14 protein-coding genes are annotated in these 13017 nt (G+C 51.3%); 9 read left to right on the forward strand and 5 right to left on the reverse strand.

Going from position 1 to position 13017, the window contains the following annotated elements; all coding sequences use genetic code 11:
* Positions 1-17 precede the first annotated feature (17 nt).
* Positions 18-1259, forward strand: a complete 1242-nt coding sequence (locus ACQGQ5_RS06800) for a sodium ion-translocating decarboxylase subunit beta (protein ID WP_442867974.1) — start codon at positions 18-20, stop codon at positions 1257-1259.
* Between the two features lie 188 nt (positions 1260-1447).
* Positions 1448-3841: an ATP-dependent helicase gene (locus ACQGQ5_RS06805; protein WP_455735802.1), complete on the forward strand. Its 2394-nt coding sequence runs from the start codon at positions 1448-1450 to the stop codon at positions 3839-3841.
* A 77-nt stretch (positions 3842-3918) separates the two neighbouring features.
* Here ACQGQ5_RS06805 and ACQGQ5_RS06810 read toward each other — a convergent pair whose 3' ends face one another.
* The 4 genes from ACQGQ5_RS06810 to ACQGQ5_RS06825 all read right to left on the reverse strand — a co-directional run bounded on the left by ACQGQ5_RS06810 (position 3919) and on the right by ACQGQ5_RS06825 (position 7182).
* Entirely contained in the window at positions 3919-4377 is a 459-nt protein-coding gene (locus ACQGQ5_RS06810) for a hypothetical protein (protein ID WP_455735803.1), read from the reverse strand.
* 412 nt (positions 4378-4789) lie between these two features.
* Positions 4790-5023: a hypothetical protein gene (locus ACQGQ5_RS06815; RefSeq protein WP_455735804.1), complete on the reverse strand. Its 234-nt coding sequence runs from the start codon at positions 5021-5023 to the stop codon at positions 4790-4792.
* A 254-nt stretch (positions 5024-5277) separates the two neighbouring features.
* Positions 5278-5592 (reverse strand): GNAT family N-acetyltransferase, encoded by a 315-nt coding sequence (locus ACQGQ5_RS06820; protein ID WP_455735805.1) that lies wholly within the window; start codon positions 5590-5592, stop codon positions 5278-5280.
* A 105-nt stretch (positions 5593-5697) separates the two neighbouring features.
* Positions 5698-7182 (reverse strand): recombinase family protein, encoded by a 1485-nt coding sequence (locus ACQGQ5_RS06825; protein WP_455735806.1) that lies wholly within the window; start codon positions 7180-7182, stop codon positions 5698-5700.
* A gap of 182 nt (positions 7183-7364) precedes the next feature.
* Here ACQGQ5_RS06825 and ACQGQ5_RS06830 point away from each other — a divergent pair, with 182 nt between their 5' ends.
* On the forward strand, positions 7365-7565 hold the full coding sequence (locus tag ACQGQ5_RS06830; RefSeq protein WP_444659873.1) for a hypothetical protein: 201 nt from the start codon (positions 7365-7367) through the stop codon (positions 7563-7565).
* Complete coding sequence (locus ACQGQ5_RS06835) at positions 7562-7696, forward strand: hypothetical protein (RefSeq protein ID WP_444645042.1); 135 nt, start codon at positions 7562-7564, stop codon at positions 7694-7696. The genes ACQGQ5_RS06830 and ACQGQ5_RS06835 overlap by 4 nt, the downstream gene beginning before the upstream one ends.
* 195 nt (positions 7697-7891) lie before the next feature.
* Here the strand turns inward: ACQGQ5_RS06835 and ACQGQ5_RS06840 are convergent, their stop codons facing one another.
* Positions 7892-8068, reverse strand: coding sequence for a hypothetical protein (locus tag ACQGQ5_RS06840; protein WP_455735807.1), 177 nt, complete (start codon positions 8066-8068; stop codon positions 7892-7894).
* 600 nt (positions 8069-8668) lie between these two features.
* Here ACQGQ5_RS06840 and ACQGQ5_RS06845 point away from each other — a divergent pair.
* From ACQGQ5_RS06845 to ACQGQ5_RS06865, 5 genes are all read left to right on the forward strand, one after another.
* A complete protein-coding gene (locus ACQGQ5_RS06845) occupies positions 8669-9670 on the forward strand; it encodes an anion permease (protein WP_455735808.1) in 1002 nt (333 codons plus the stop codon).
* Between the two features lie 70 nt (positions 9671-9740).
* Positions 9741-10373 carry a DUF47 domain-containing protein gene (locus tag ACQGQ5_RS06850; protein WP_455735809.1) on the forward strand — a complete coding sequence of 211 codons (633 nt, stop codon included), beginning with the start codon at positions 9741-9743 and terminating at the stop codon, positions 10371-10373.
* A 282-nt stretch (positions 10374-10655) separates the two neighbouring features.
* On the forward strand, positions 10656-11426 hold the full coding sequence (gene thyX / locus ACQGQ5_RS06855; protein WP_455735810.1) for an FAD-dependent thymidylate synthase: 771 nt from the start codon (positions 10656-10658) through the stop codon (positions 11424-11426).
* The gene (locus tag ACQGQ5_RS06860; protein ID WP_455735811.1) at positions 11426-12091 is read left to right on the forward strand and encodes a dTMP kinase; all 666 of its coding nucleotides are present in this window, start codon (positions 11426-11428) and stop codon (positions 12089-12091) included. The genes thyX and ACQGQ5_RS06860 overlap by 1 nt, the downstream gene beginning before the upstream one ends.
* A gap of 38 nt (positions 12092-12129) precedes the next feature.
* Positions 12130-13014 (forward strand): GNAT family N-acetyltransferase, encoded by an 885-nt coding sequence (locus tag ACQGQ5_RS06865; RefSeq protein ID WP_455735812.1) that lies wholly within the window; start codon positions 12130-12132, stop codon positions 13012-13014.
* Positions 13015-13017 lie beyond the last annotated feature (3 nt).

The following is a 13017-nucleotide window of genomic DNA, read 5'->3' on the forward strand; positions in this document are numbered from 1 at the left end:
AAGGGACTGATCCGGTATTGATGATACTGAATGAATTTTTGCGATCCATCCAGGGAATTTTCCAAGCGTCCGGATTTTCCGTAAACGACTGGCGCAACTACGTTATGATAGGGATTGCCTGCGTTTTGATCTATCTCGCCATCAAAAAGCAGTTCGAACCCTTGCTCCTTTTGCCGATTGCGTTTGGTATGCTGCTTGTCAATCTTTTTCCCGCCATTATGGTTCCACCGCAGACGACCATGCAGCTTGTTTCCGATTATATGGCTGCCCACGGCGGCGCGGTGGGAAATTACCCGATTGTGGTTTTAAATGGCCAGCAATACTATCAGGTCACACAGGTCGGCGGACTGTTCTACTATCTGTACCAGGGCGTTAAGCTCGGTATTTATCCTCCTCTGATTTTTCTCGGCATTGGTGCGATGACCGATTTTGGCCCGCTGATTTCCAACCCGAAAAGCTTTTTATTGGGCGCGGCTGCCCAGCTCGGGATTTTTACTACCTTCATCGGCGCGATTTTTCTTGGTTTTTCGGGAAAACAGGCGGGTTCTATCGGAATTATCGGCGGGGCGGACGGCCCGACGGCCATTTTTGTTACTTCAAAGCTTGCTCCGGAGCTTCTGGGTCCGATTGCGGTCGCGGCGTATTCCTACATGGCGCTGGTCCCCATTATTCAGCCGCCCATTATGAAAGCGCTGACAACAAAGAAAGAGCGCAGTATCGTTATGGAGCAGCTTCGTCCGGTTTCCAAGCTGGAAAAGATTTTATTCCCGATTATTGTAACGGTGATCGTTTCCCTGCTGCTTCCGGACGCCTGCCCTCTGGTGGGAATGCTGATGCTCGGCAATCTGTTCCGTGAAAGCGGAGTGGTGGGACGCATTTCCAATACGGCTCAAAATGAATTGATGAATATCATTACGATTTTTCTCGGTGTTACCGTCGGTGCAACGGCGACAGGAACGGTTTTTCTGTCCCTGCAGACGATTGAGATTATTGTTCTCGGGCTGCTGGCGTTCAGCTTTGGCACTGCCGGCGGTGTGCTGTTCGGTAAGCTTATGTGCTGGGCGACACACGGAAAAGTCAACCCGCTTATCGGGTCGGCCGGGGTATCCGCCGTTCCTATGGCGGCCCGCGTGGCGCAGAAGGTTGGCCAGGAAGAAAATCCCGGCAATTTCCTGCTGATGCATGCAATGGGTCCGAATGTGGCCGGCGTCATCGGTTCTGCGGTTGCAGCCGGTGTGCTGATCAGCATCCTTGGATAATATGGCATTATTAAATAACGAAACAACATATTTTTTTATGAAATACCCGCACTTGGTTTGGTGCGGGTATTTGTATGTTTCCCATTTCTGTTTGCTATTGTATTTGAAATATTGTATAATAAAAGTTATGCAACAGGAAACTTATGGGCGGGCTTCCGCCCAAATTATCAAGTTCTGGCGGTGAATTCATGAACAATACTACAACGGATCAAGTGATAGAGATCAGGAAAGATGTTCTGGATAAGGAATTTTTCAGAATGAACGACAGGCAGAGGGAAGCGGTTTTCTGTGTAAACGGCCCCCTGCTGATCCTTGCCGGCGCCGGAAGCGGGAAAACCACCGTGCTGGTGAACCGTATCGCCAATATCATCCGTTACGGAAACGCCTACATAAGCAAAACCATTTCCGGCGATCTGACGGAGGAAGACCTGAAAGCAGCCAGAAGGTATCTGAGCGCGGACGAGCCGCTGACGCCGCGGGTGAAAAGCCGTCTTGCGGTGGAGCCCTGCCGCCCGTGGCAGATCCTTGCCATTACCTTTACCAATAAGGCTGCCGGGGAGCTGAAAAACAGGCTGATCGCCATGCTTGGGGAAGAGGGAAACGATATCTGGGCTTCCACATTCCATTCCACCTGCGCGCGCATGCTGAGGCACGACGGGCAGAAGCTCGGCTATTCCAATCATTTCACGATCTACGACACGGACGATTCCCGCCGGATGATGAAGGAATGTCAGAAAACCCTCGGCATTGACGATAAGCTCCTCTCTTATAAGTCCGTTCTTTCGGCGATTTCCCACGCGAAGGACAGCCTGATCCTGCCGGAGGAATACCTGCGGCAGGCCGGCAGCGACAGCAGGCTGGGGATGATCGGGCAGGCGTACAAGCTTTATCAGGCAAAGCTGAAGGAAGCGGACGCCATGGATTTCGACGATTTGATCTGCAACGCGGTGTATCTGCTTCAGCAGAACCCGGACGTGCTGGAGTATTATCAGAACAAATTCAGATACGTTATGGTGGACGAGTACCAGGACACCAACCACGCGCAGTACCTGCTGGTAAAGCTGCTTGCCCGGAAGAGCGCAAACCTCTGCGTTGTGGGCGACGACGATCAAAGCATCTACAAATTCCGCGGCGCGACCATCGAGAATATCCTGAGCTTTGAAAAGAGCTTTCCAAACGCGAAGGTGATCCGCCTGGAGCAGAATTACCGTTCCACCAAAAATATTCTGAACGCGGCCAACGCGGTCATTGAAAACAATAAGGAGCGCAAGGGAAAAACGCTCTGGACGGACAATCCGGCGGGGGAAAAGCTCGGCGTGCACACCGCTTTCAGCGAACAGGACGAAGCGGATTTTATCGCGAAGAAGGTACTGGAAGGCGTGGCGGCCGGCCGGAAATTTTCCGACCACGCGATTTTGTACCGTATGAATTCCCAGTCGAATATCCTTGAAAAAATCTTTGTAAAATCCGGCATCCCCTACCGCATCATCGGCGGCCTGCGCTTCTATGAGCGCAAGGAAATCAGGGACATGATTGCGTATTTGAGCGTCGTCAACAACCCTTACGACGAGATCCGGCTTCGCAGGATCATCAACCAGCCGAAGCGCTCCATTGGGGACAAGACGATTGCGCAGGCTACAGAAATCGCCGCCACACTGGGGGAAAGCGTGTTCGACGTGATTAAAAACGCGGATCAGTACGAGCCCCTGAAGCGAACCGCGCCCAAGCTTTTGCAGTTTGCCGCGACCATGCAGCAGCTGATCGACGCCGCGAACGATGAAAATACGAGCCTGAATGAGCTTTACCATTTGATTCTTGACAAAACGGATTATATCGGCAGCCTGAAGGCGTCCGAAAACGACGACGTGCAGGACCGGATCGACAATATCAACGAACTTGCGTCCAACCTGATCAAGTACGAGGAGGATAACGGCGAAGAGGCGACCCTTTCCGGCTTCCTCGAGGAAGTTTCCCTGCTGACCGACATCGATAACTTCGACGCGAATTCCGACAGCGTGGTCATGATGACCATTCACTCGGCAAAGGGCCTGGAATTTCCGGTCGTGTTCCTGCCCGGATTTGAGGAGGGGATTTTTCCGGGGATGCAGGCGATCTACAATCCTCTGGAAATCGAGGAGGAGCGCCGCCTGGCCTATGTCGCAATTACCAGGGCAAAAGAGGAGCTGTATGTTGTCAACGCGGAAAGCCGCATGATTTTCGGCAGCACCTCCCGCAACAAGCCCTCCCGCTTTGTTGAGGAAATTCCCGAAGAGCTGGTTGTCCGCAGCCGCACCAGGGAATGGAAAAAGCCGGCCCCGGGAATGGCTCTTCCCACCTCCGCTTTTGAGGCGCGGGCGGTTACGACCGAATCGGCGCGCAGCTTCGGCCCGTCGAACCTGATCCACAGCGAGCCGCCGAAGGTCCGGCTCAAAGTGGGGGACAGCGTGGTCCACAAAACGTTTGGGACGGGGATGATCCTTTCCGCTTCTCCTATGGGCAACGACACCCTTCTGGAGATTGCTTTTGAACAAGCCGGAACAAAAAAACTGATGGCCAATTTTGCCCGCCTGCAAAAAGCCTGATCAAAGCGATATAAATTCAAAGCCCGCCTGAAAAAACAGGCGGGCTTTATCTGTACTCGACAGAATGCTGTCTGACTTTATGCTTTGTGGGAACGGTCGTTGCAGCTGCATTCAGTGACCTTGGGCGGGAAAAACTCGTCGGTCGGAAACTCAATGCGGCGGAACATATCGCATGGATTGTCTGATGTAGTGACACATTCTTTTTCCGGGATGCAGAAGTCATACGCAGGGATCAGCATTTGTACATTCCTGACAATTTGGACGATTGTAAAAATGCCGAGTGTAACATAAACAGTACGATCGGAAGCGAAGTCGAGCTGCCCCCCGAAATGTCTGCAGATAGAGTCGGGAATCCGGCAGCAGCTTTCCTTGCAATGCGACTGGCAGTCGCAGATTCTGGCGGACAGGCAGATCGGCTCCGCAATCTGACAGGTCGCTTTGGGGAGCACGTTGCCGCACACAGAAGATGGGCTGTCGATGTCGTCCTGCGTGCAATCGGAACTGAACATTTTTACGTTGCCCTCGCTGCCATACAAAATTACCCTCTTGTTGAATATGGATACACCGTTTACAATGCAGGGGTTTGTGGCCAACGGACAGAATACGTCTACGCATACATCGAAGAAAAAGGTCATATCCACCGAATAAAAACCCTTGTTAAATGGTACCGACTCCAGATCGAGGAACACGGTAATGACATCAGCGCTTCTAAGCCTGACGTTTGTCGCATGCTCAATCAGGTCGTGCTTATCCGGTGGGAAATAAACCCTTAAATCTTCAAGGCAATCTTTATCAGAAGAGTATACGGGCTATCAGTACACTCTGGTGGTCAGGTTCGAGTGCGAAAGCAGGTTTGGCATTTTTTATTATATTTGTTATTCATTCGTAATGATATCATCCATTCCAGAATACCCGGCAGGTGCTATGTATCGTTACAGAGAGACGCGCTTATGCGGGCATATTTTTCAACAGGTACTGTTTAACCGGGCATTCGTCAATACTTTCGTAGTCTTTGTATTCGCCGGTTTCGGAAATTCCTTCCAGATGCAGGAAGGCGGGGTGAATCAATTTGTCGTCGATCTGGCTTGCGACAATATGCAGCTCAATTAAACCCATTCCGTCTTTTTCGATTTCCATCATTTTTTCTTTCAGAAGCTTGAGATTTACGCTTATTCTTTGCATTTCAAAAACATCCTTTATTTTTATTCGTTGCGCAACATGTTGTAATTTTAGAGGAAATGTTTCAAAATTGCAATAGCGAAAAAAGTCGCAATTTTAGAAATTTTAAGGAATGAAAAAAAATAGGATAAATAAACAAAATGTCAAGCTATATGATTGTTTTTTTATGAATATTTTGATGCTATTTTGTAGAAATAAGACTATTTTGATTTGTGAGAAAAATGATATTCAAATGTTTCCTGTCGAAGCAGTTAGATTTACGGCTTGTTTATGCAGATATCGTAATATTCGGGATGGTTATCAAACCATTTCACGGCGTAGGAGCAGGTAAGACGCGCTTTCCGGTTTTGCTGCCTCAGCAAAGCGGCTGCCGCTTCCATCAGCTTGCCGGCAATTCCCTGGCCTTGAAGGGAATCATCCACGAAGGTGTGGTCGATGTTGACCGTTTGTTCGTCAATGTCAGGGAAGGTGACCTCGGCGACGATGCGGCCGGACTCATTTTCGGCAAAAATCCGGTTTTTTTCCTGTTTCCATTCCAATATTAACCCCTCCTTTTTCTTGTAGTATGCCATTTCTGACGGCACTTTGTCAATGTGCGGGACTTATTTTCTGAAATCTCTTTCCCCTTTCGGGCAAAGCGGCGCCCGGATACTCCAAAGACAGCCGGAAGGATCGGTCTACGGATAAAACGGTTTCAGATACACCTCCAGTGTGAACTGCGCGGGCCTGGCGCCCTTTTCCTTGCAATAGACAATTCTGTCTACCATCGCTTTTAAGAGTAGATTCCTTTTTTGCAAAGAGGCCGAATCATAAGCTTCCAGCACGTTACCGATTCGGTTACCGGTGATATCGCGGCTGCCGGGACGCGGGGTCACGGCTTTTTGTTTTATCTCCTCCAGCTTGCTCCTTTTTGCTTTTAAATAGGTCTGACGTGTCAGAAATGTATCCGGGTCGTAAATTCCCTGCTCCAGAAAATCGTGCAGCTTTTCCATCTGGCTGTCGGTGGTTTTGATTTCCGATTCGAGGGCGCTGAGCATTTCCCCGCTGCCGGACTGCCGTATCGCGGAATCCTCCTGCGTGATGATGAAACGGTCCATACCGTGTTTCAGCGTGTCCAGCACCGCGTTTTCCACCAGGGGAAGGGAGGAGGACACCATGCAGCCGGGCTTCTGGCAAAGCAGATAGCTTCCGCCGCGGCGGGCCGCCTGCCGCTGCATCAAGGAGCCGCAGTGGGCGCAGTAGACAAGACCGGCGAGCGGATTTTCCACATGGCCCGTATTTGCCGGAGGATGGGACCGGCACGCCGCTGTTTTCTGCGCCTGTTCAAAGAGCTCCCCGTCAATGATGGGCGGATGGATTCCCTGTACAACGGTCCATTGATCACGGGGATTTTTCACGGTGATCTGTTTTCTGCCGCCTTTCGCGCCTTTCCGGAGCTGCGTTTTCTGGTTCCAGACAATTTTGCCTGTGTAAGTCGGGTTGTGCAGGATTTTCATGACGGAAGACCTGCCGAACTTTTCGGAACGGTGCGGTTTTGCGCCCATGGCGTTTATTGTGTCGGCGATCTGCTGGCAGCCCATCCCCCTGTGGACGTACAGGTCGAACATCGTCCGTACAAACCGGGCCTCTTCTTCCAGAACCGCAAGCGTCGGCCTTTTGTTGACCGTCGTTTTCACGTACCCGTAAGGGGCGTTGGCGATGTACCCCCCCTCCGCAAGGGTCCTTTGAATGCCCCGTTGCATCCGGCGCTTGATTGCCTTCAGCTCCTGCCGGGCCATAAAGGTCTCAAATTCCGAGTAGGTCTCATCCATCTCGTTATTCAGGTCGTACACCTTGCGCGGCGTAATGATCTTTGTGTCCGCGTTTTTGAGTGTCTCCAGAATGACCCCCTGGTCGCTCATGGCGCCGCGCCCCAGGCGGTCGATATCCATGCAGAGTACGGCGTCGTATCGGCCGCGCCCCACGTCGGCCAGCAGCTGCAGCATTTGGGGGCGGGCGTACAGCGATTCCCCGGAAACCACTTCCTCATATATTTTTACCACGGTCAGATCGCTTTTTGCAGCGAATTCCAGCAGGGTCTCCCTGTGCCGCTTTAATGTTTCATCAACCGTGTCGCTCAGCTCTTCCGCACGGCTTTTCCGCAGATAGACGGCTGCGTTCATTTTATCACCCGCTTTCTCTTCCTATATTTATGGAAGAGTCCCGTGAATATTCCGGCCTCCGAATCCTTCTGGACTCGGAGGCCTTTTCCGTTTCTGAATAATTTTGGAATTACCGCGTCGGAAACACTTTGGCGCGAATAGGACAAACATCGGAATTCATATTTTTTACCGAGGTGATGCATATGCGCGACACAGGAAAACCGGCCGTCACCGTACATATTTTATCGGGAACGGCCGGAGAGATCGCACACAACAGGGAAAATCTGCGGTATGTAACGGAGCAGATCTGCGGCGAAAAAAGGGGATCCGCCGTGAAAGTGACCATTGACTGGGGAGCGCCGGCGGAGAAAAGCCTTATGAATGGAAAGGGGAAATACCCATGAAATACGAGGTCCTTCAGGGATATATGGCCCTGTGCCGTTATTACGGATGGAAACCGACGTGGGCCGGACTGAAAGCATTTAACCGCGGAGAGCGTGCAAAGAGTCTGAAAAAGGGGGAAAGCAAAAAATGATCTGCGCGCCATGTGAAAAATGTAAGAGAAGGTCCGACAACAGGATTTGCCGCCGTTTTTGCTCCGCCTATAAACGTGCTTTTGAACGGAACGTGGAACGGCAGCTGGATGAAACGCTGTTCCGCCGGCTTGCCAGGATTTCCAAATAAAGCGGGAAGAAAAACAGAACCGCCCCACACGGGGCGGCAGCGTTCCCTATTGTTTTCCCATATACTCCGCAACGCGGTCGTGAAAATGCTTGTAGGAAGTGCTTCCGTTCAGCAGCTTCAGCTGCAGGTCATCCGACAGGGAGAAAAAGAAATCCTTTACCTTTCTGTCCTGCTCGGGCAGATCCGACGGAAATGGGAATTCGTAATATCCTGTATAATCCAAACCAATCACCTCTGGAATAGTGTATGACTATTTTTCCGAAACATGCAGAATTTTCCTTTTTTATTCCGGAGAGCGATGAAAGAAAGGCAGGGCATTCGGGTCCGTATGTATCAAACGTGTTTACTGTTCTTCACTGCATGAATCATATACGCGCAGTCCGTCTATGCATACAGCTTCGTTAAAATTTCCTGTGTTTTGCACATTTGCAGATGTTTCCGTGCAATTTCCATCCATAAAATAATCCTCCTAACACATTTAGTGAAACCTTTGTTTCTCAATACCATTTTATGGCGGCTGTTTCATTGTGTTACAGAAATATTTTCCTATTATAAGCCAGATTTTTCAAAATCCCAAAAACTAATCAAATGATATAAAATAATAAATATATAGTAACATTAATCATTATAATAGAGTAAAAATCTGCAAAAAATAAGCAATCAATACAAAATTAGCTAATTCCATCCTGATTAATTCGTCCTTTTATAAAATCTTTTCTATTTATATTTTATTAAGATTCTGTTATAATTGTGTTAAATAAATGCAAGATGTTAATCAAAGCTAAGAATTCATCCCTCGACAGGACGAAATGAGGTTAATTTCATGTCACTTGCGCTCATAATCGCGCTTCTCCTTGTGTGCGCCTCCATCTTTGTCAACGGCTGGACGGACGCGCCGAATGCAATTGCCACTGTTGTTTCGACCCGGGTGCTTTCCCCGCGGGCGGCCGTTTTAATGGCCACGGCTTTTAATCTGGTGGGCATCATGTGCTTCGGTACGGCTGTTGCCAGCACCATTGCGAATCTCGTCGATGTCGGAACCGGTTCCAGCCCTTTGATCGCCATTTGCGCGGCTCAGCTTTCCATAGTAATATGGTCGGTGTCGGCCTGGAAGTTCGGAATCCCCACGAGCGAAAGCCACGCGCTGATTGCCGGTCTGATGGGTTCGGGAATTGCCTACAACGGCTTTTCCGCCTTTAAGCTGGCCGAGTTTCAGAAGGTGCTTTGGGGAATCGTCATCTCGACGGTCGTCGGTTTTTTTGCGGCCTATCTCGTCACCAAGGCGATCGGCTTCTTATTCCGCAGGGTGAAACGCGCCAAAGCAAACCGCTTTTTTTCTTTGGGGCAGATCGCTTCCGCCGCTTTAATGGCTACGAGCCACGGCGCACAGGACGGTCAGAAATTTATGGGCGTTTTTGTGCTTGTGATTCTTCTTGCAAACAATCAGCCTGTTCCGGAAACGGTGCATATTGATATCTGGATTATGCTGCTGTGCTCGCTGGTGATGGCGATTGGCACCTCCGTGGGCGGGTACCGCATCATCAAGACCATGGGCATCGATATGGTCAAGCTGGAAAAGTACCAGGGCTTCTCCGCTGAAATTGTGGCGTCAGTCTGTATGCTGGTTACGACCGTGTTCTCCGGAATTCCCCTTTCCACCACCAACACGAAGGGCACCGCAATGATGGGTGCGGGCGCGGCCAGGCGCTTTTCCGACGTAAACTGGGGAATTGCCAAAGAAATGGTGATGGCGTGGGTGCTGACCTTCCCTGCCTGCCTGATTCTCGGTTATGCGATGACCAAACTGTTTATACTGATCTTTTAAAACGGTATAGATGGTATAGAATATGGATATAGGAAAGAATCTGTGTATTTGAAGGGTAAGGGAAATTATCATGAGTAATTTTTTTACTAAAGGGCCGGACTATTTCTCCTTGTTTGAAAAGGGAATCGGTATTTCCTTTCAGGCTGCAAAAGTGCTTCAGACCTCGTTTACGGATGGAACGATCGACAAAAAAGAAATCACCCTGCTGAAAGAGCTTGAGCATGACGGGGACAAGCACGTTCATTACTGCTCCAACCTCATTGCGGACGCTTTTATCACGCCGATCGACCGTTCGGATATGATGGATATGGTCCGCGCGATCGAGTCGATTACGGACAGCATCGACGATATCGGGAATCAGATTTATATGATGCATATTTCCGAGGCGAATGAAACGACCGTCAAGCTGGTGGATCTGATCGTCAAAAGCTGCGAGGGCCTGTGTACTTTAATGGCCGACTTTAAGCAGTTTAAGAAAAATCTGAAAAGCATTAAGCAGATGTCTGTTTATGTTAACCATCTGGAAGAAGAGGGAGACGCTATTTTCAGCGAAGCAATGAGAGAACTGTTCGACCCGGCAAACAAAATGGAAATGATCGATGTGATCCGGCTCCAGAATCTATACAATACCATGGAGAATTCGCTGGATTACTGTGAGGACGTCGCCGACATTGTAGAACAGATTATTATTTCCAACACCTGAGTTCATTGTTTTTTTAAGCTCACCTTTCCGACAGGTGGGCTTTTTTATTTTGTAGGGTACCCCCTGGCAGGGTCTTCAGAGAAGCTTCCGCTCCGGGCAAGAAACGCGGGTCAAGCCCGCCCCCAACCCCTCCTGTTTTTATATTGAGCGAAAATAAGCAGTAAAGAACTTTGCCCGAGGGTTTTACGGCAAAAAGGACGGAAAAGTTGCATATTGAACCGCGTCCAATAGTTTGCTATAATACTCTTAATAATGACATCATTGTGTAAAAGGGGATTTTTCATGGCAAAGGTTACTTTGATTGCTTATACTCCCGAACCGGAAAAAACAGTTGCGCAGGCGGCAAAGCTCTGTTACTCGCCTGCTTCCATAGAAGATATATCGGAAGGACTCACCGACGAAAAGGTTGCGTCCTTTGTGGACATGCTGGCCGAAATCGGGCATGAAAGCCCGGTCGAGCACGCGTCCTTTACCTTTGGGATCGAAGGGGTCTCCCGTTCCTTCCTGGCGCAGATGACCCGCCACCGCATCGCCTCCTACAGCGTGCAGAGCCAGCGCTACGTGACCGAAGCCTGCTTTGAATACGTGATTCCGCCGGAGATTGAGGCGATTCCCGAAGCGAAGGCGGAGTTTCTTCTGGCCATGGAGGAGGACCAAAAACACTATGAAAAACTGACGTCTCTTTTAAAGCAGAAGCATAAAAAAGCGCTGATGGACGCCGGAAAGGATGAAAAGTCCGCCGAGCGCGCCGCGCAGAAACAGGCGATCGAGGACGCGCGGTTTGTTTTGCCCAACGCCTGCGACACCAAGATGGTGTGCACGATGAACGCCCGCTCGCTGTATAATTTCTTTTCCCACCGCTGCTGCAACCGCGCCCAGTGGGAAATCCGCGCCGTCGCGGTGGAAATGCTGCGGCTTGTCCGCGGCGTGGCGCCGCACCTTTTCAGGCGCTGCGGGCCGCCCTGCCTGCGCGGCGCGTGCCCGGAGGGAAAAATGTCCTGCGGCAAAACCAACGAGGTGCGCGAGTTTTTTAATGGAATAGGGGAAAACTGATGAGCGGAAAATTAATTACCATGGAGGGCCTGGACGGCAGCGGAAAGGCAACGCAGACCGCGCTGCTCTGCAAGGCTCTGGCCGGACGGGGCGTGCAGCTGCGCCGCGTTTCCTTTCCGGATTATAACGAGCCGTCCTCCGCTCTGGCCAGGATGTACCTGAACGGGGAATTCGGCTCCGACCCCGACGATGTGAACGCGTACGCCGCTTCCTCGTTTTACGCGGTCGACCGTTATGCGAGCTATCAAAAACACTGGCGGCAGGATTACCGTAACGGCTCCCTGATTATTGCCGACCGGTACACCACCTCCAACATCGTGTTTCAGCTTTCCAAGCTGCCGCGGGAACAGTGGCCCGGTTTTGTGGAGTGGGTGCAGGATTATGAATACGACAAGCTGGGCCTGCCCCGTCCCGACCTGACCATTTACCTCAATATGCCGGTGGAGGTTTCGCAGAAGCTTTTGAGCGGCAGGTACCATGGAAACGAGGGGAAGAAGGATATCCACGAAAGCAACGCGGAGTACCTGCGCGCATGCCGTGTCAGCGCGGATTACGCGGTGCAGAGGCTGAACTGGAAAACGGTTCAGTGCGCGGACAGCGGGGGCCTGAAAACGGTTGAACAGATTCACGGCGAAGTCTTGGAGATTGCGGCGGGCGTGCTGTAAGCCCGCGGCTTCCCCGCGAAGGAGAAGGACGGTTTGGTATGATTCGTTTTGCTGACTGGGAAATGCGCGGCGAGCTTGCCGAAATCTGGGCAAGCTGCTTTCACGAGCCGGTGCGTCCGGCAAAATATTTCCTGAATAATTATTATAAACCCGAAAACTGTCTGGTTTATAAAATGGGGGAGAAAACCGCGTCCGTCGTTTATCTTCTGCCCGCCCGGATCCTCGCCGGCCCGGCAGAAGTGCAGGCGCACTATATTTATGCGGCGGCTACTCTGCCGCAGTACCGCGGGCACGGCTGTATGGCGGCGCTTCTGGCCGCGGCCGCGCTGGTGGGGTCCAACCGGGGGGATCAGTATTCCGCGGTGCTTCCCGCCGAACCGGGGCTGTACGGCCTTTATGAAAAGTCCGACTATACGAAATTCTTTCAGGCCGGTACCGTTTCTCTGTCGCTGGAGGAAATGTGCTCGCTGGCCGATTCGGGAATTTCCGCCAGAACCCTTCTGACGTATGGTCAGATGAACGGGCTCCGCCGGGAAAAGCTGGCGGGGAGAACCGGTTCCGTGCTTTGGAGCGACGAAGCGTTTGCCTTTGCCGCCGGAATGGGCAAAATTTACGGTGACAGAATGATCTGCTCCCGTACCGGTGAAAAATTCGCGTACGCCCTGTGCCGCCGGACGGATTCCGACGACTGCATGGTTCTGGAGCTGATGGCGGACGGCGACACCATCCGCGACCTTGCGGCGAACATCATCAGCGGCCTGCCGGCCGAACGGTATACGTTCCGCCTGCCCGTGTGGGAGACCCTTTTGGGTAAACGGGGGAAAATATCCGATTTCGGAATGCTGAAGCCCCTCGGGGGGGCTTCGCTGGACCCGCTGCGGCAGGCTTCGGCCGCGCCGTATCTGGGATTGCCGCTGGATTAATTT

Source organism: Caproiciproducens sp., assembly GCF_053840905.1.

What these genes read in the sequence shown, in the direction of transcription:
- ACQGQ5_RS06830 (WP_444659873.1), top strand. Translation starts at nt 7,365, where the DNA reads ATGCGCGACACAGGAAAACCGGCCGTCACCGTACATATTTTATCGGGA.
- ACQGQ5_RS06835 (WP_444645042.1), top strand. Translation starts at nt 7,562, where the DNA reads ATGAAATACGAGGTCCTTCAGGGATATATGGCCCTGTGCCGTTATTAC.
- ACQGQ5_RS06825 (WP_455735806.1), bottom strand. Translation starts at nt 7,182, where the DNA reads ATGAACGCAGCCGTCTATCTGCGGAAAAGCCGTGCGGAAGAGCTGAGC.
- ACQGQ5_RS06805 (WP_455735802.1), top strand. Translation starts at nt 1,448, where the DNA reads ATGAACAATACTACAACGGATCAAGTGATAGAGATCAGGAAAGATGTT.
- ACQGQ5_RS06815 (WP_455735804.1), bottom strand. Translation starts at nt 5,023, where the DNA reads ATGCAAAGAATAAGCGTAAATCTCAAGCTTCTGAAAGAAAAAATGATG.
- ACQGQ5_RS06820 (WP_455735805.1), bottom strand. Translation starts at nt 5,592, where the DNA reads ATGGCATACTACAAGAAAAAGGAGGGGTTAATATTGGAATGGAAACAG.
- ACQGQ5_RS06865 (WP_455735812.1), top strand. Translation starts at nt 12,130, where the DNA reads ATGATTCGTTTTGCTGACTGGGAAATGCGCGGCGAGCTTGCCGAAATC.
- thyX (WP_455735810.1), top strand. Translation starts at nt 10,656, where the DNA reads ATGGCAAAGGTTACTTTGATTGCTTATACTCCCGAACCGGAAAAAACA.
- ACQGQ5_RS06860 (WP_455735811.1), top strand. Translation starts at nt 11,426, where the DNA reads ATGAGCGGAAAATTAATTACCATGGAGGGCCTGGACGGCAGCGGAAAG.
- ACQGQ5_RS06845 (WP_455735808.1), top strand. Translation starts at nt 8,669, where the DNA reads ATGTCACTTGCGCTCATAATCGCGCTTCTCCTTGTGTGCGCCTCCATC.
- ACQGQ5_RS06850 (WP_455735809.1), top strand. Translation starts at nt 9,741, where the DNA reads ATGAGTAATTTTTTTACTAAAGGGCCGGACTATTTCTCCTTGTTTGAA.